Genomic DNA, 16,421 nt, shown 5'->3' with positions numbered 1-16,421 from the left:
ATTAATTTATTATACGCTATACTTAATTGATAAGTAATCATGAGGAGGCACCATTATTGGCATTAATTGGGAGATATTGGCATCAAGTGATAAGCCTTTATAGAGCCTCCCTTGGCTTAAAGTCAATGTTAAAGTCAATTGCGTACTCGCTCCAATTACCCATAAATATTAGCCCATGGCCATCCAAGGACTCAATCCTAGTCATTATGTGCGTGGGCATTATCGACATGACCTCATAATCATTCCTAAGAACCACTCTACCACCATTAATATTAATGTCCAAATCACTAATTACATACGCACGGTTTAGGCTTACTATGAGGATTATGAAGTGATTGTTTATGTGCATGAGAACCCAGTTGAGGTATGGCATGACCTTCGTATCCATTGTTATGTGCGAGGGCCATGTTGTTGGATTAAGCAGTGATAGGAATGTTAGGTACTTCAGTTCCTCATTTGGTGAGAGCATTAGTTCATCGAGTACTTTAAGGCTCATTAAGGGCATGTTATATCTATTAAGCGCGATGGTTAATTTAGAGAGGTCCTCTGGGTTCAACTCCTTCAGTTTTCTGTAATAATTATATAGCATGTTTACCGCTTTATTATACTCGTATAACCTATTTGCTAAACATATTAGCTCATCAGCACAACCCCTCCTCAACTCACCTCTTAATCTCGCAATCTCATTCTTTAAACCCGCAATCAACTTAACACTTTTCTCCCACCGCAACCTCCTATACACGTCCAGATATCTAGCCATTAACTCATCACCGCAATAATCCACCTCAGCATTGACTAATTCATACGCGTTCCATAGCCATAATGCGTAATCACACCTAGGCCTTAAGTAGGTACCCACCCCCCCAAGCCTTGAGGTGTAGTCCTGCCTTGATGTGAATATCTCAACGTACATCTTTACCTCATTATTACTTCAATATTGATAGTGGCGGTATGTACTTACTATGTTCTATTATTGATCCTGGGTAAATCACGGAATTAGCACCAACCTAGCCTTAGGCCCCCCCACGATAGCGCCCAATTTAGCTATTTGCTTTCCCTTAATAACAATCGGTGATAAGTGCGATACCTCAACACCGCTCGGTAGCACGTTTAGGGTTACAACACCGGGTTCTATTGTGCTCTCATCACCGATTATTGAGCTGCCTATGAATGAGCCCTACCCACGGTAGCCCTATACCCAATGAGCGACTCCGTTATTTCAGCGTCAGCGCCTATCACAGACTCCTCCTCAAGTGATGTGTTGTTTCTAATTAATGCGTTGTTACCGACGTACGCATTCCTGCCAATGTACACAGGCCCCCCCTAACTATTGCGCCATGGTCTATCCTAGCGCCTTCGTCCACCATCACCGGCCCCCCCTCTATTACCGCCCTGGGTGATACATCGGAGTCCTTACTAATCCTAGCCTCCCTTAGGTCGTTCATTAAGTATTTTATGGCGCTTAATAGGTCCCAGGGATAACTAACGTCGACGAACCACCCGCTCCAAAGGGCCACATTAATATTGCCCCCCCTAAATTGCCTTAAGGCGTTGCTTATGTTACCATTAAAGTCCTGTAAGGAGGTTAGGAACTCCTTCTCGGCAATTAATATCCCCCCCGTCCACGCATAGCCTGATTTATGCTCGCTTACTTTATTGATCGCCACAACATCATCCACCTGAACCTCAAAGTAGCCCTGTAAATCCGATAGTGGGGTCATTAATATGGTTACTGACTTACCTGAGCTCACGTGACTGTTTAAGGCGAGTTCATAGGCCTCCTGGGGCAGTATGACATCGCCAAATGATATTATTGTTGTACCCCTACCGGCAATTTCATTAATCATCTTTAATGCACTATCAATATCATCACCCTTCTGACCAACATTTTCTATTGAAACATTATTGAAGTATCGACCAACTTCATTACCCACCTTAGTTGGGTCCCTAGAAATAATGTAGATGGTCCTTAAGCCCAGGTGAACCAGGTTACTCGTTGGGTAATAAATGAGTGGCTTACCTAGCAACTTAATGAGTGGCTTATCGAGATAGGGCGTTAATGGCTCCATGTTAGTACCTCTACCACCACCGAGTATTACCCCCCCGAGAACCTCCCTGTAATTCAATATGCTGTTCATTCCACGGTCACCGTCTTCGCCAAATTCCTCGGCTTGTCCGGGTCATAACCACGCGCAACTGCTGTGTAGTAGGCGAGTAATTGCATAGGCACTACGTATATTATCGGCGCGATTCTATAGTCAATGTTTGGCAATTCAAACGTTACACTCAGTAATTCCTTAAACTTACTAACGTATTTCTCAGGGACAAAACCTATGGTGTATGCGTCCCTAGCCTTCATTTCCATAACATTACCAAGCAGCGCATCTACATTATCATCATCAAGTATCGAGAATACGACGGGGGGGTAACCCTCCTCAACAAGCGCTATTGGCCCATGCTTACTCTCACCTGCTGGGTATGCCTCAGCATGTATATACGCTATCTCCTTCAGCTTTAGGGCCCCCTCCATACTCAGTGGGACGCCAATACCTCTACCCAGGTAATACGCATTGTTTCTATTCTTCATATACTCACTTAACGCCTTAACCCTGCCCTCGGTCTTAGTTATAACGTTCTGAAGGATCCCCGGCACCTTATTGAGGGAGTCCATGAGATTCCTATACTCACCCTGGTCCAGCCTACCCATGGCAATACCAGCCTTAAGGCGAGTATTGTAAGAATAATCAATTGTGTGGTGAAGGTCTTAGTGGCGGCAACGCCGATTTCGGGACCCGCCCTCGTGTAAAGTACGTAATTCGACTCCCTAGGTATTGCACTATCGATGACATTCGATATGGCAATAACCTTGGCACCTCTCTCTTTAAACGCCCTCACGGCAACCAGGGTATCTATAGTCTCGCCTGACTGGCTAATGGCAATCACGGCATCATCCTCATTGATCGCATTAACATACTTCTTATACTCAGAGGATATGATTGTATGCGTATCGAGACCAAGCATTGACGTGAACAGGTAATCACCGACAAGGCCGGCGTGATATGACGTGCCAGCGCCAATTATTAGCACTTTTCTCGAATTTAAGAGGAGATTAACCACATCATCAAATTCCTTCTCATTAATTCCCGCTAATGTCGAGCTTATGGCGAAGGGTTGTTCATGTATTTCCTTCAGCATGAAGTGCGGGTAGCCTTCTTTACTCGCCATCTCAGGTGTCCAACTAATGAGCCTAACCCTCTCCTCAACATTGACGGGAATGCCATCTTTCTCAATATAGACCTTGCCAGGCTCGATATACCCATACTCACCATCCCTAAGTACTATCACCATGTTGGTAAACTCGAGAAAGGCCGGTATGTCACTGGCAACAAAATTAGCGCCGTTGCCGATGCCGATAACCAACGGCGAAGTGTTTCTAGCGAAGTAAAGCCTATTGGGTTCCTGGGCTATCGCAACAACGAATGCGTAAGCACCCCCCCTCAATCTAGATAACGCGGCCTTAAACGCATCGAAGGGCTTGTAACCAAGCTTTAAATATTCCTCAATTAAATGGGCAACGACTTCAGTATCCGTCTCGCTCTTGAATACGTGACCCTTACTAATCAGTTCCTCCTTAAGTTCCAGGAAATTCGAGATTATTCCGTTATGAACAACGGCAACATTACCCGTGCAGTCCGTGTGTGGATGTGCGTTCTCATCGCTTGGTTTTCCATGGGTGGCCCATCTAGTGTGCCCAATGGCGGTTGTGCCATTGACTTCATCGAAGTTTAGCCTAGTGCTAACCTCAGCAATTTTACCCTTACCCTTCCTAACCTCTATGTAATTACCCTTAATAACCGCAATACCAACTGAGTCATAACCCCCCCCTATACTCAAGCCTTTCAAGGCATCTCCTAACCACTTTACCAATGGGTTCCCTAAGGTTATTCGGCAACGACGTAATACCAATAATACCGCACATAACCCAAGCACTTAATCCTAAATAAATTAATTAGAATTAATAAATATTTAGCCCTAAGATATGAATCCTAATTCAATCTCAAGTGCTGTAAGTAATCTACATAGTATTGATGATGTATCCATGACATACTTACCGATTTTTAAAATATCGTCAGCAAGTCCGTAAGTACGCTCCTCGAACGAGCCTCTGGGAAATGCTCCAATCATTATCAAAGGTCTCTTAAAACCTCTCACGTAATCAATAAATGACCTTAAAGATATTTCTTTACCCCCTCACGTCATCAAGAAGTATTTTGCGATCAGGTAGCTCAGTATTTAATACATAATCAATTCCACCCACAAACCTCATCAATGGCTTACCCACGGGTGGTACCCTACCCACCTCAAATAATTGGCTCATTAATCCAATAAAATTTTCGTAATTACGCGGTGGACGTATTTCTGGGTCAACATCAATTACTAAATCATTTATTGTATGTATGTACGTCTTAACCATGTTATTCCGTACAAGTAGACTACCTTGTATAAGGAGAAGTGCTTGGTGAAGAATATCGGGCCTACCCCGCTTCTCCGCATTAGATAACCTAGTCATGGCCCTGTGATGCCTAGCCCTATCAAGAATTAGATACCTTGGGTTTACCCCTCTTCTCCTTGCATCCCTAATTATTACGGGATCATTCAGCAATTCCTTAGGCACTGTCTCGAGTGAAGCCTCGGTGAGTAATAGTACTACCTTATCCACAGTAATTAGTTAAGTGAATGCTAATTTAAGAACTGATCAACGTTTATGCCCTGTAAATTAAATATCGTGGTGCACTCATCATACATGCACTTTATTATTCCATTGAACTTCCTAGATATGGCTAATATCCTATGGTTGTCAGGGGTTGTATACGCTATCAAGGTCTTGGCACCCCCCCTTCTCTTTAAATCGTTTATTGCGTATGCCACAAGCCTCGTACCTATGCCCCTACCCTGGTAATTGTCCTTAACGACTATGGCCATTTCGTAACAACCATCACTTATGTATACGGCCTCTAAAACACCGACTAATTCATTACTGAGAAAGGCACCGTAAATTATATTGCGCGGGTCAGAAAAGACGGATTTTACGTATCTCTCAAAATCCTTAAAGAAGCCCCTAAATCTATAGTAAATACTTTCATTACTTAATGAATTATATAAATCAAGAACTTTTTTCATATCACTACTCTTCAACTCCCTAAATTCAAGCTTAACTAATGGCTTCACGACACTCATTCTCGATCACGCATTATCACTATTAATCCTTTTAAATTTCTTTCTCTTCAAGTGTAAAACATAACCAGTAGAAGTATCATATACAAAGAAATAACGATAAATTCTCACGAACATTATTATATAGAATAGAATTGAATACTTAAGAATACCTATAATGAATAATCACGTTAAATATTGATCATGCTATAACGGTAGCGCTTAAATGAAATTAAAAATTGAATTAAGAATCACTTACTGCTGCCTCCACCTCCTCCACCGCCACCGGGCGCTGCCTTACCCTTTGTTACGCCTACCGTTAGGCCTAATCTACCCGTTGTCCTAGTCCTCTGTCCCCTAACCTTAAGCCCAAGGTTATGCCTAATGCCCTTCCAACTCCTTAACTTCTTCATCAAGTCAATATCCTTCTTAGCCGCTAACACTAAATCCGCACCTAGTAAATGAACATTTCGCCCAGTCTCTGGATCCTTAGGCCTATTCACAAACCAACCAGGTGCAAACTGGTGTAGGTTTCTCACGGCCCAATCAAGCTTCCTTACAGTCTCATCATCGAGTTGGCCTAGTCTAATTGATGGGTTTATCCCCAAGTACCTGCATATTGCGTATGCCGTTGATATTCCAATACCCCTAATTTTAGTTAGGGCATAGGCCACGGGCTTAAATCCGTCTAAGTCAGTATCGCCAATCCTCACTATTTGCCTAACTTCCTGGGACATTCGGCTCTAATGCACCTATGGGTATTTAAATTTTAGTCTATAGAATGATCTCGCCCTCCCTATATATCGGTTCCATTATTTCCCTATACGGCCCAATCTTCGTATTCTTCGCTATGAATACCGAATCCTTTATGTAAACGCCATCGCCGATCACCGATCCATCCTCGACCCTAGCCCACTTACCAATGTATGTATTACTTCCAATGATGCTTCCCGATACATAAGCCCCATCACATAGTGAGGATCCTTCAAAGATAAGTGAATTAACAACCTTAACAGTACTCCCAATCTTGGTATTCCTATGTATTATGACGTTCGGCCCAATCTCCGTATTGCCTCCAATGGTGACGTTAGGCCCTAAGTAAACAGGGGGCTGTATTGTTACTGTTGATGGCAAATCAATATTTATGCAACCACTATTGGCATCCCTACACCTGCTGGTTAAGACACTAAAGTTTGCCCTCATGTAATCCTCGGGTGTCCCTATATCAAACCATAGGCCATTGTGTATATACCCATAAACCTCACCCATCCTCAAAAGCTTTGGTATAACGTCAATGGCCAGTTTGACCTGATTCTCTGGGTTTCTTGGTATTAGTTTAGTAATTTCCTTGGTAAATACGTAAAAGCCGGCATTTATTAAGTTTGAACCAACGTACTGCTTGGGCTTTTCAATGAAGTTTATTATTCTATTGGTTTCATCTAATTGGGCAACTCCGTACCTAGACACGTCATCCACCCTGGTGAGCGTTATTGTGGCTATCCCACTCATTTTCTCATGGAAATTAACGAGGGCAGAGGCATCTATGTCGCTTAGTATATCTCCGTAAACCACGAGGAACGTATCCGAGAGTTCATACTTCTCATTAATTAATGAGATTGGGCCTGCATCTCCAAGCGGCTTATTCTCCATTACGAATATTAATTTATCCTTAAAATTACTCCACTCTCTCTCCATGTGCTCCTTGATTAAATCACCCATATACCTTATTGATATGAAGACCCTATTCAACGGTATTTTCGTTATAGACTCCATAATCCAATCAATAATCTCCCTATCAAGTATTGGCAGTAGGGGGGGTTTTGGACGTGAATAACTAAGAGGCCTAAGCCTTGTTGCTAATCCACCGGCTAGTATAATCACATCATAGCTTCTCATATAGTGGTAATTTACTTTCTAGCTTTAATTTTTTTATTGCATTATTGCCCCATTCGAAGTTAATAAGAATTAAAAGGGTGTGCCTTGGCAATATAAGGGATCGGTGTGAGCAATATACCTGATGCTTGTCATTGGGATCATGAGTGCATAGTGAATTCCATAGCATCAGTAATTATGCAGTTATTGAAGGGTTTCGTACCTAAGGATTTAGTCAGTAATAGTGCATTTCGCAAATTGGCATCCTGCAATGAGAGGTGCACCTTACCTATTAATGATTACTCAATTATTAGGGGGGGTTTAGATGAGGTGAGTATTAAGGATGGCGTTACTAAGGTCATCAAGCTCATAGACTTAAGCGACATCCCAGACCTGGTGCAATTATTAATTAATATGGATTTAGAGCCGGGCATAGTCGCGATTGATGAGAATGTTAGTATCGATATAAAGGGTGAATTGGGCGCTAGGGTAAATGAGGTACTTGGGGTAGCGCTATACTCAATAGCCGCCTACGACAATGCCATTACAAGGTTTAGTGCGGCAGCCGCGGTTTACGAGGGTCTTGGTAATGTTAGTAAGGCGCGATTTATGGAGGCCATGTCGAAGATAGCCAGGGCGGAGGAGCTTAGGGTTAAGGCTTCAAGGCTTCATGAGGAGGGTGATCATGATGCGGAGAGGAGCATAATTGAGGATGCCTCTAAACTATATGCATCATCTGTTGTGAACTTTAGGGAGGCCGTAGGCATTGAGGAGGCGAGGGCTAATGAAGTATTGAGCATGATGGATTCCTCCGAGGTCCTCGCCAATTACTACTTCACGCATGGTGATATAACTAGGGCCATGCAGTACTACGATACCTGCAGGAGCGCCTTAAATAATGTCCAGGGTCTAAGTGAGGATTATTGGAGTGCCGTGAAGATAAAGGGCGATTTATGCTCAGCGTTTTTCCTACTATGTAAGGCCATTGAGGAGGGTGATTGGAGGACTTATGAGGAGGCCGGTGATAAATTCCTCGAGTTAATAAATGAGGGCCTAATCGATGAATTAACTACGGAGGGTGCGGTAATGTCCTATAGGGGTGCCATAGACAATGTTGAGGAGATCGATGATGCCGTCAGGATATACTCAAAGTATGTTAAGGCCGTGAGTAAGTACTTCGATGGCATAGTTAAGGATAGGTATGGAGACTTTAAGGCATTTATTGAGGAGTTCCGTAAGGGCGATTATGAGAATCTTGCTCATGTACTTAATACTGATGTTAATACGCTTAAGTTGTACGTAGTTGGTAAAGTAATAATGGATGTGGTTAGGGAGGAGGGATTGAGCGAGGATACTGCCCTTGAAGTACTTGCCTATTTGGCGGGGCTTGGCTTGAACCCACTGGATATGGGCGTTGACGAAATGATGGAGGAATTGCATGGGTTTATTGTGGATGAGGATTTCCTTAATAAGGTCAGGGATTTATTGATTAAGATTAAGGATAGGCTTAATAACATCATTGGTAGGTAATGTCGGTTATTAAGGGTGGCTTTATTAACTCATTAGTAATTTGAATATACATTGTGAATATTGAGGAGGTTTTGTCGGAGGCCGTGAGGATTGTTACGCCAGGCCCTGAGGAGAGAGCCAGGGTTGTAAATACGGCGAACGAGGTTGTTAAGCTGTTAATAGATGGTTTATCAAAGCGTGGTTACAGGGATTTTAATGTAACGGTTCAGGGCTCCGTGGCTAAGGATACGTGGTTACCTGGTGATAGGGATATTGATATCTTCATTATCCTGCCCAGGGATTACATCGGCAGGATTAGGGATGGTAGTATATCTAATGATTTAATAGGCATAGCCGTTGAGAATAACCTTAATTGGAACATTAAGTATGCCCAGCATCCATACATTCAATTGCTAATTAATGATTTCGAGATCGACGTGGTACCATGCATACGCATAAGCCTGGTGAGAAGCCATTAACCGCGGCAGATAGAACGCCATTACATACCGAGTTCGTAAATAGTAAGCTTGGTCAGAGGACTACCGACGTTAGGTTATTGAAGGCATTCCTTAAGTCGGTGGGTGTTTATGGCGCTGAGATTAAGGTTCAGGGATTCAGCGGTTACGTAAGCGAGTTACTAATAATATACTATGGTTCATTCCTTAACGCGGTTAAAGCCATCAGTAATTGGTCAACAAGGCACGTGTTCATAGACATGACGGGCACGTATAACGAGAAAGACGCCGTAAAGAAGTTTAAGTCGCCGGTTATAATAATAGACCCTGTTGATCCAAATCGAAATGCTGCAGCATCAATAAGTAGGGATGCGCTGTCTACTGCCATAGCGGCATCACGGGAATTCCTTAGGAATCCACGAATAGAATTCTTCATGAGAGTACATAAGACTGTGAAGCCGACCTGGGTATTACCCACGGTGGTTATGAGGATTCCCTACCCAGGAAATACATCGCCAGATATCGTGTGGGGGGGTGAAATTAGGAAGTTAATGTCATCATTGAATAAGAACCTTAAGAAACTTGATTTTGAGGTAATTCGATTAATGGCTTGGAGTGATGATAAATCAACGATTCTCCTAATGATTTCCCTAAACGAGCTTGAGCTTCCTCCATACGAATTACATGAGGGTCCTCCCATTAATTCAAATGCTGCTGAGGGATTTATCAGGAAGTACGTTAATGATCTAAGCGTTATTGGACCCTTCATAAAGGGTTCACGTTGGTTCGTGGTCAGGAGAAGGAGGTTTTATGACGTTGTCGACGCAATTAAACACCTAGCGTCCGCGGTATCATTAAAGCACTTAAGGGATTCCATTAATAATGCTCAATACGTAAAAATAAGATCACTTAATGACCTAAATAACTTTGGACAGGTCGAGAAGGCCGTCATTGAGGAGTTTCTTTGGTCACGGCCCTGGTGGTTGGTTTAGATTACTCTCAATTTTTCATAAGCGATATTTTTTTAAAGTACCTCGTTAATACATCAATGATATGTCAAGTGCGCCCGACCTCGAATTAATGACCTTTAATGGAGTTAAGGAGCTTCTTAACTATGTAAACAATCAAATAAGTGACCTTGAGAGGAGGATTAAGGATATCGAGGGTATGATGAGTGAGTTGAAGGTTAAGGCCGATAAGTATATGGCGCTCATGAAGATGATAGAGGAGATAGTCGGTAAGGGTCAGCAATTACCGCTATCCACGGCAATAGAGCTCACGGGTTTAAAGATAATCTTTGACCCAAGGCCCATTGATGAGTACGAGACCCTTGACGAGAGTAGGAAGGCCATGGCGGATAGGTTGGCTGCCTTAACGAGGGTTAGGGATGTGCTTGATGTCATTGTTAATAAACTTGGTGATAAGGCTGAGGTGCCAATACTCGTTGAGTTAAAGATGGGTGTTCCAGTTAAGATAATATTTAGGAGTTGGTGAGTCTAATTGAAACTACAGGTGGCACTAGATTTAACAGAGCCTAGTTTAGCTGTTGATTTAGCACGTAGACTGTGCAGTGCGGGGGGGGCTGTGGATATTGTTGAGGCAGGAACTCCCCCTGATAAAGGCAGCGGGCATGTTCATAGTTAGTGCATTAAGGGTTGCCTGCCCAAACATGGAAATAATGGCTGACCTCAAGACCATGGATGTCGGTGCTCTCGAGCCAGGCTAGCAATTAACGCGGGGGGGGCCAACATAGTCAGTGTCCTGGGCGCCGCAGCCAATGAGACAATCAGCGATTTTATCAATGAGGCAAGGAGACTTGGTGGTAAGTCATTGGTAGATATGATAAGCGTTAAGGACCTACGGCTAGGATTAGGGAACTGCTCAATGCAGGGTTAAGGCCCGACTACGTCGGCCTCCACCTTGGGATTGACGTTCAGAGGAGTAGGGGGGGCTTAACGATTGATGACTTGATAAGTGAGGCTGTGAGCATTAAGAATAGTTATGGTTTAGCCGTTGCAATAGCCGGCGGCATTGATGAGAGGGTGGCACCCAAGATCAGGGGGGGTACGAACATCGACGTGGTCATCGTCGGCAGGGCAATAACGCAGGCCCCAGACCCCGTAGTGGCGGCCAAGAACCTCAGGAGATTACTCGGTATTGACTAAGGCTTCTTAAAAACATAGATTAACCGTGTTAATCCGCCATGAACGTACTGCAGACCGCTAATTACTAATTCAAAGCCGGCATTTAGAAACCAATCAAGAGAGTTAACGTATGTTGGGTGTGAAAAGGCCACATAACCGTTACTCCTCAAAACCCTAAAGGCCTCCTCGGCGAAGCCCCTGTATAATGAGTCAAGGTCAACATCACTTATTGATAACCTATTGTATGGTGGGTCCGTTGCTATTGAATGAATGGATCCACTCCTAATGGGGGGGCTCAATAGGGAATCTGAATTCACAGAATCAACGTACACATTATTGCTTAAGAAACCCAGGTACTTAGGGTTAATATCTACCCCCCCAATTACGTGGGCGCCTATTAACATAGCTCCTGGGCAATTATCCCAGAGCCAACAAATGGGTCGAGGAAGACCCCCCCACCTTCCTCAGTCCTCGCCAAATTAACAAGAAGTCTCGCAATGCGTAGGTCAATAACAACGGTGTCACCCCCCCACCTACCCCCCCTCCTTAAGACTCTATACCTCGACCTATCAAGCTCGGCAAAGAGCTTCTCGCCAGCACCGTTACTAATCCAGGCACGCTTAATTAATGCGGCCCTACAGATCCTCCTCCTTAACGATTCAAGATCGCCCCTATACTCCACCACCAAATCCCTGGAATCCTCAATAAGGTCCAGGGAACCTCCAGATAACTCGCTCAATGCCTCCAACTCACCGTACGCTAACGCCCTTAGGTCCTGGCTTACCTCCACCCTTAACCTTACCATACCTATTCCTCAAAATACCCAGTATGATCAACGTTATTAACCCTACCACAGTGTAGATCATTAAATTGGAGAGTAATGTGTATGTACTTACCTTACCAAGCATATAACCAGCCAAGTCGCTCGCCACCAGTAATAGGAATACCGTCAGGAGAACATCAGCGGCTATCCTACCGAAGGGCCTAGCCCTAAACTTTATGTAAACTTCAATCGCATTAACTGTGAGTATTGCACCAACCACAAGCCCGATTAAGTCAAATAAATTCAACGCACCCCAAAGTGGTATGGTCTGATGTAGCATATAATAAGTAGATAGTGAGTATATTATTACGAAGAATATTGATAGTGCCGATATGAAGAATGTGGCCTCATACATCCTAAGAAATCTAAGCAAACTTTCATGGAGATTAAAGCCGTAAAGTATAAACGTGACGCCCAATAAAATCGTTATGCTCGCCACGATCATAGTCCTAATCATGGTGGGTATGTACGGCCACACGCTGTAGAATGCGCCGTAAATGAGTAATAGAGCTCCAGGCACACCAAGTGCATACCTTCTATACCTGGGCTCACTAAATAATTTACCAATATAATACCTGGCGAGTACCGCAAACTCCTCAAAACCCCTTGTCTGCTTAACGACAATCCTTCTGACTGAAACTACGGGCCTCCTCGATTGAATAAGCGGGACGACGACCTCATCAGAAGGTCCATCTGAAACTACGACGAAGCCATCAGCATCAAATACCTGGAGTACTTTATCAACCTCATTAAGTATCTTCATGTCGGCCGTGACATCCTCAGAACTTGTTCCTGTAACCACGGCTATCTCCACGTTGTTAATCCCGAACGTGGAGATCAACGTGTCATAGAGTTGTATTGCGCCAAACATGGCATTTGCATCGGAGTCATCTGGGTACCTAAGTATGTACTCCGTAGCCACCTTAAGCACGTTATCCCTACCAATTATTGGCGTTGGGACACCAAGTCTCTCGCCTACGTCATTATCCCTATCAACGTACAACACTATTAGTCTTCTTACGAGCTTAGACATGGCTTACTTCTCATTATCTTCATCAGACTCCAGACCTAATAAATCATTCAGTGATACCCTCTCGCCCCCCCTCATCAATTTCTGAAGACCCTCCTCAGCCCTCCTCCTCAACTCCTCCTTAATTCTCGCCTCCTCCTGCCTCTTTATGGCTAAGTTCTTTGACTTGCGCGCAGCGGCTAGTAATAATTGGTACTTGTTTAGTTCGTCATTCAATTCCCTTAAACGAGCCCTCAACTCCTTTATCTCAGCCGACTTACTCAATATCGCCTTCTTCAACTCATCCCTCCTAGCCTTAAGCGAATCCCTTTTGCTCTTTAATTGAATGATCTCATTCACGATGGACTCCCTCTTCTTCCTCAATTCCTGTATCTGAGCTTTAATATTGGCGAGGGCATTACTGTAGAGGTCCCTCATTTGTTGACCTAACTCCATCCTCTCCTTACGCATTTTCTCAATCTCCTGAGAATCACGGCTTATGTACTCCTTAATCCTTGAGAGGACCTCGGCCGCATTCAACTCCCTCTCCAACTGCTGTATCGTCCTGAAAAACTCCCACTCCTTCTCAGGGTCTGTGGGCGAGATCTCATGCTCAAACTCAAGCTTATCGATTAACTCCTTCAGCTTATCCTTATCAACAGGCTTACCGCCAACTAAATCATTAATCATCTTCATTAACTCCCTATACTTCCTCACCCTATCTATCAACTCCTTAATCCTATTAAGCAACTCGAGTCTCCTATCCTTAAGCTGCTTCAATGTGCTAACTATATCATCCCTATTCTTCCTCAACCTAGCAATTTCATCCTTAACACCCTTCAACTCAGCCCTCTTACTATTAAGTTGATTGATCACGCGCTCAATTCCTCCCTAACCCTATTCAACTCATTACGAAGACCCTCCCGCTCCTTCTCCCTACTCTCAATCTCGCTCCTAATCTTAAGAATTTCACCACTCAACTCCTTAATCTTGCTCTCCAGCTCCTCCTCATTTAAAAACGCCATTCAAAATAAGCCATACTAAGGAAGGTATTAATAATGCTTATCCCGGTCCTGAGATCTCGATAAGGGAAGAAAATATAAACCACCTATGTAAAACGAGTTAGGATATGACTGAAGTACTTAAGTACGACTTAGTAATTATTGGTTCCGGCTTAGCTGGTTTAAGGGCTGCCTTTGAGGCTGCCAGGGTTTCTCAGGCAAAATCAGGATTGCTGTTCTATCAAAGGTTCACGCAATGAGAAGCCACTCTGTGAGTGCCGAAGGCGGTGCAAGCGCGGTTTTATATCCAAAGGAGACGGGTGATAGCCTTGATTTACACGCATACGATACGGTTAAGGGCAGCGACTTCTTAGCGGATCAGGATGCCGTTGAGCTACTGGTACGAGAGGCTCCTAAGGAGATAATATTCATGGATCACCTGGGAGTTCCTTGGTCCAGGGATGAGAAGGGCAGGATATTACAGAGACCCTTCGGTGGTATGTCCATACCCAGGACGACATTCGCCCAGGATAAGAGTGGCTTCTTCCTCATGAGTACGTTATACGACAACGTACTTAGATTCGATAATGTTGAAATGCTTCATGAACATTTCGTTACATCGCTATTGATGGATCATGGGGGGGTATTTAGAGGCGTTACGGCAATTGACCTAAGGACTGGCGAGTTTAAGGTAATCCTTGCTAAAGCGGGTATAATAGCAACGGGTGGTAATGGTAGGGTTTACAAGTTCACGACAATGGCCTGGTCATCAACAGGCGATGGTTACTCACTGGCGTATAGGGCTGGAATACCACTTAAGGACATGGAATTTCCACAGTTCCACCCAACAGCCTTAGTACCCAATGGCATCTTAATAACGGAGGGTGCAAGGGGGGGCGAGGGTGGTTACTTAATCAATAAGGAGGGCGAGAGGTTTATGAAGAGGTACGCACCGAGTAAGATGGAGCTTGCTCCTAGAGACATAGTTAGTAGGGCAATAATTACGGAGTGCATGGAGGGTAGAGGCTTTATAGATGAGGAATCCGGGCTCTGCTACGTCCTACTGGACCTAAGGCACCTTGGTGAGGAGAGAATCAACAAGAGGTTACCTATGATTAGGGAAATAGCCATTAAAACATTGGGTATAGACCCAGTCGACGAGCCAATACCAGTTAGACCAGCAATGCACTACATGATGGGTGGCATACACGTTGATTTATACGGCCAGGTAATGCTTGATGAGGATAAGACCAGGGTACCAAACCTATGGGCTGCCGGCGAGGCTGCCAATGTCAGCGTCCATGGAGCCAATAGGCTAGGTAGTAACTCGCTGAGTGAGTGTCTCGTTTGGGGTAGGTTAACTGGTGAGGCTGCCGCTAAGTATGCAATGTCTGCCCCCCCAGACTCAATGCTGGAGTACACTGGTGATATAGCGACGAAGGTAGCCAATGAGGAGAGTAGGATATTCGATAAGTTATTGCATAAGGAGGTTGGTGCCGAGAATCCGTACTCCATTAGGGAGGAGATGAATAGGACGATGGACACCTACGTCTACGTGTTTAGGGATAAGAGCGGGCTTGAGGAGGCCTATTCAACAATAAAGAGATTGAGGGAGAGATTCCCGAATGTTAGGATTGAGGATAAGGGCAGGTACTACAACACGAACCTTAGGGATGTGCTTGAGTTAGACTTCCTGCTTGAGCAGGCGGAGTTGATAATAGTTGGTGCATTAACGAGGACCGAGTCAAGAGGTGCCCACTACAGGCTTGATTATCCAAAGAGGGATGATGTTAATTGGTTGAAGCACACACTGTACTTCTACACGACTGACGGTCCAAGGCTTAGCTACGTACCCGTCCGCATAACTAGATGGAAACCCGAGGAGAGGAAGTACTGAGGCGCTCAAAATTCACTAAAGGTAAAAGTAATTAAAGGGTATTAACAGGGCTTTCTCGTGAAGTACAGGTTAATGGATGTATTGGCATGTCCATACGACAAGACATTCCCACTAACATTAATAGTGCTCAGGGAGAAGGAATACCCTGAACGAAAGTATGAGTGGAATAAGAGACCGTTTTGTGAGGAGTATTGCGCCCTTAAGAATGTCTTCATAAAGAATTACCCAAACCCGCAGGAACTACCCTGCGATGAATGCATCAAGAGGGAGGTCGTCGAGGGCATATTGTACTGCCCCAAGTGCGGTCGTTGGTACCCAATAAAGGATGAAATACCGATATTACTACCTGACGAGCTCAGGAATAAGGAGGAGGATAAGGCCTTCCTTGACAGGGTTAAGGATCAACTAGTTAAGGTTAATCCTGAGCTTGGAAATAAGATATTGAAGGAGGGCAAACCAGTTAACTTATCATCATGAATATTATTATCATGAATTAC

At 44.1% G+C, this 16,421-nt stretch carries 21 protein-coding genes and 1 pseudogene; 7 read left to right on the top strand and 15 right to left on the bottom strand.

The window, feature by feature from the left end; genetic code table 11:
• Positions 1–97 precede the first annotated feature (97 nt).
• The 10 genes from JCM11217_RS05380 to JCM11217_RS05350 all read right to left on the bottom strand — a co-directional run bounded on the left by JCM11217_RS05380 (position 98) and on the right by JCM11217_RS05350 (position 7,110).
• Entirely contained in the window at positions 98–913 is an 816-nt protein-coding gene (locus JCM11217_RS05380; RefSeq protein ID WP_243678457.1) for a hypothetical protein, read from the bottom strand.
• 251 nt (positions 914–1,164) lie between these two features.
• Positions 1,165–1,314: a hypothetical protein gene (locus JCM11217_RS14170; protein ID WP_243678456.1), complete on the bottom strand. Its 150-nt coding sequence runs from the start codon at positions 1,312–1,314 to the stop codon at positions 1,165–1,167.
• Positions 1,272–2,138 carry an NDP-sugar synthase gene (locus tag JCM11217_RS05375; RefSeq protein ID WP_243678455.1) on the bottom strand — a complete coding sequence of 289 codons (867 nt, stop codon included), beginning with the start codon at positions 2,136–2,138 and terminating at the stop codon, positions 1,272–1,274. Before JCM11217_RS05375 ends, JCM11217_RS14170 begins: the two co-directional genes overlap by 43 nt.
• The gene (locus tag JCM11217_RS14165) at positions 2,135–2,707 is read right to left on the bottom strand and encodes an SIS domain-containing protein (RefSeq protein WP_243678454.1); all 573 of its coding nucleotides are present in this window, start codon (positions 2,705–2,707) and stop codon (positions 2,135–2,137) included. The genes JCM11217_RS05375 and JCM11217_RS14165 overlap by 4 nt, the downstream gene beginning before the upstream one ends.
• On the bottom strand, positions 2,626–3,894 hold the full coding sequence (glmS, locus tag JCM11217_RS05370; RefSeq protein ID WP_243678453.1) for a glutamine--fructose-6-phosphate transaminase (isomerizing): 1,269 nt from the start codon (positions 3,892–3,894) through the stop codon (positions 2,626–2,628). The genes JCM11217_RS14165 and glmS overlap by 82 nt, the downstream gene beginning before the upstream one ends.
• Before the next feature lie 138 nt (positions 3,895–4,032).
• Positions 4,033–4,212 (bottom strand): hypothetical protein, encoded by a 180-nt coding sequence (locus JCM11217_RS14160; protein ID WP_243678452.1) that lies wholly within the window; start codon positions 4,210–4,212, stop codon positions 4,033–4,035.
• 31 nt (positions 4,213–4,243) lie between these two features.
• Positions 4,244–4,720: a hypothetical protein gene (locus JCM11217_RS05365; protein WP_243678451.1), complete on the bottom strand. Its 477-nt coding sequence runs from the start codon at positions 4,718–4,720 to the stop codon at positions 4,244–4,246.
• A 20-nt stretch (positions 4,721–4,740) separates the two neighbouring features.
• A complete protein-coding gene (locus tag JCM11217_RS05360; RefSeq protein WP_054842304.1) occupies positions 4,741–5,238 on the bottom strand; it encodes a GNAT family N-acetyltransferase in 498 nt (165 codons plus the stop codon).
• 227 nt (positions 5,239–5,465) lie between these two features.
• Positions 5,466–5,951, bottom strand: a complete 486-nt coding sequence (locus tag JCM11217_RS05355) for a 30S ribosomal protein S13 (RefSeq protein WP_054842303.1) — start codon at positions 5,949–5,951, stop codon at positions 5,466–5,468.
• Between the two features lie 37 nt (positions 5,952–5,988).
• A complete protein-coding gene (locus JCM11217_RS05350; protein ID WP_054842302.1) occupies positions 5,989–7,110 on the bottom strand; it encodes an NDP-sugar synthase in 1,122 nt (373 codons plus the stop codon).
• 150 nt (positions 7,111–7,260) lie between these two features.
• On the opposite strand from JCM11217_RS05350, the gene JCM11217_RS05345 reads away from it, so the two are divergent.
• From JCM11217_RS05345 to JCM11217_RS14150, 5 genes are all read left to right on the top strand, one after another.
• Positions 7,261–8,616 carry a hypothetical protein gene (locus JCM11217_RS05345; RefSeq protein WP_243678450.1) on the top strand — a complete coding sequence of 452 codons (1,356 nt, stop codon included), beginning with the start codon at positions 7,261–7,263 and terminating at the stop codon, positions 8,614–8,616.
• A gap of 53 nt (positions 8,617–8,669) precedes the next feature.
• Positions 8,670–9,074: a nucleotidyltransferase domain-containing protein gene (locus tag JCM11217_RS14155; RefSeq protein WP_243678449.1), complete on the top strand. Its 405-nt coding sequence runs from the start codon at positions 8,670–8,672 to the stop codon at positions 9,072–9,074.
• A complete protein-coding gene (locus tag JCM11217_RS05340; RefSeq protein ID WP_243678448.1) occupies positions 9,041–10,042 on the top strand; it encodes a CCA tRNA nucleotidyltransferase in 1,002 nt (333 codons plus the stop codon). Before JCM11217_RS14155 ends, JCM11217_RS05340 begins: the two co-directional genes overlap by 34 nt.
• A gap of 61 nt (positions 10,043–10,103) precedes the next feature.
• On the top strand, positions 10,104–10,544 hold the full coding sequence (locus JCM11217_RS05335) for a hypothetical protein (protein WP_054842300.1): 441 nt from the start codon (positions 10,104–10,106) through the stop codon (positions 10,542–10,544).
• 488 nt (positions 10,545–11,032) lie between these two features.
• Positions 11,033–11,215, top strand: a complete 183-nt coding sequence (locus tag JCM11217_RS14150) for an orotidine 5'-phosphate decarboxylase / HUMPS family protein (RefSeq protein ID WP_243678447.1) — start codon at positions 11,033–11,035, stop codon at positions 11,213–11,215.
• On the opposite strand, the gene JCM11217_RS14145 is transcribed toward JCM11217_RS14150, so the two are convergent.
• The 5 genes from JCM11217_RS14145 to JCM11217_RS14135 are packed head-to-tail and all read right to left on the bottom strand — an operon-like array spanning position 11,212 to position 14,051.
• Positions 11,212–11,598, bottom strand: coding sequence for a hypothetical protein (locus JCM11217_RS14145; protein ID WP_243678446.1), 387 nt, complete (start codon positions 11,596–11,598; stop codon positions 11,212–11,214). The genes JCM11217_RS14150 and JCM11217_RS14145 overlap by 4 nt on opposite strands.
• Positions 11,592–11,984: a hypothetical protein gene (locus JCM11217_RS14140; protein ID WP_243678445.1), complete on the bottom strand. Its 393-nt coding sequence runs from the start codon at positions 11,982–11,984 to the stop codon at positions 11,592–11,594. The genes JCM11217_RS14145 and JCM11217_RS14140 overlap by 7 nt, the downstream gene beginning before the upstream one ends.
• Positions 11,944–13,050 carry a DUF373 family protein gene (locus JCM11217_RS05320; protein ID WP_054842299.1) on the bottom strand — a complete coding sequence of 369 codons (1,107 nt, stop codon included), beginning with the start codon at positions 13,048–13,050 and terminating at the stop codon, positions 11,944–11,946. Before JCM11217_RS05320 ends, JCM11217_RS14140 begins: the two co-directional genes overlap by 41 nt.
• A 3-nt stretch (positions 13,051–13,053) precedes the next feature.
• Positions 13,054–13,902, bottom strand: a complete 849-nt coding sequence (locus JCM11217_RS05315; protein WP_243678444.1) for a hypothetical protein — start codon at positions 13,900–13,902, stop codon at positions 13,054–13,056.
• The gene (locus JCM11217_RS14135; RefSeq protein ID WP_243678443.1) at positions 13,899–14,051 is read right to left on the bottom strand and encodes a hypothetical protein; all 153 of its coding nucleotides are present in this window, start codon (positions 14,049–14,051) and stop codon (positions 13,899–13,901) included. The genes JCM11217_RS05315 and JCM11217_RS14135 overlap by 4 nt, the downstream gene beginning before the upstream one ends.
• A gap of 104 nt (positions 14,052–14,155) precedes the next feature.
• Here JCM11217_RS14135 and JCM11217_RS05310 point away from each other — a divergent pair.
• Positions 14,156–15,924, top strand: a pseudogene (locus JCM11217_RS05310) (succinate dehydrogenase/fumarate reductase flavoprotein subunit).
• 57 nt (positions 15,925–15,981) lie between these two features.
• A complete protein-coding gene (locus JCM11217_RS05305; protein ID WP_054842298.1) occupies positions 15,982–16,401 on the top strand; it encodes a Trm112 family protein in 420 nt (139 codons plus the stop codon).
• Positions 16,402–16,421: the final 20 nt, after the last annotated feature.

This window comes from Vulcanisaeta distributa JCM 11217, assembly GCF_001316005.1.
In the GTDB taxonomy this organism is placed as follows: Archaea; Thermoproteota; Thermoprotei; order Thermoproteales; family Thermocladiaceae; genus Vulcanisaeta; species Vulcanisaeta distributa_B.
This window is presented reverse-complemented; position numbering and strand designations above follow the sequence as displayed.

Bases quoted from the DNA above. Each gene is read 5' to 3' on its own strand.
- JCM11217_RS05380 (WP_243678457.1), bottom strand. From the start codon at position 913: ATGTACGTTGAGATATTCACATCAAGGCAGGACTACACCTCAAGGCTT.
- JCM11217_RS05375 (WP_243678455.1), bottom strand. From the start codon at position 2,138: ATGAACAGCATATTGAATTACAGGGAGGTTCTCGGGGGGGTAATACTC.
- JCM11217_RS14165 (WP_243678454.1), bottom strand. From the start codon at position 2,707: ATGGGTAGGCTGGACCAGGGTGAGTATAGGAATCTCATGGACTCCCTC.
- JCM11217_RS05360 (WP_054842304.1), bottom strand. From the start codon at position 5,238: ATGAGTGTCGTGAAGCCATTAGTTAAGCTTGAATTTAGGGAGTTGAAG.
- JCM11217_RS05355 (WP_054842303.1), bottom strand. From the start codon at position 5,951: ATGTCCCAGGAAGTTAGGCAAATAGTGAGGATTGGCGATACTGACTTA.
- JCM11217_RS05350 (WP_054842302.1), bottom strand. From the start codon at position 7,110: ATGAGAAGCTATGATGTGATTATACTAGCCGGTGGATTAGCAACAAGG.
- JCM11217_RS05340 (WP_243678448.1), top strand. From the start codon at position 9,041: ATGCATACGCATAAGCCTGGTGAGAAGCCATTAACCGCGGCAGATAGA.
- JCM11217_RS05335 (WP_054842300.1), top strand. From the start codon at position 10,104: ATGTCAAGTGCGCCCGACCTCGAATTAATGACCTTTAATGGAGTTAAG.
- JCM11217_RS14145 (WP_243678446.1), bottom strand. From the start codon at position 11,598: ATGTTAATAGGCGCCCACGTAATTGGGGGGGTAGATATTAACCCTAAG.
- JCM11217_RS05320 (WP_054842299.1), bottom strand. From the start codon at position 13,050: ATGTCTAAGCTCGTAAGAAGACTAATAGTGTTGTACGTTGATAGGGAT.
- JCM11217_RS14135 (WP_243678443.1), bottom strand. From the start codon at position 14,051: ATGGCGTTTTTAAATGAGGAGGAGCTGGAGAGCAAGATTAAGGAGTTG.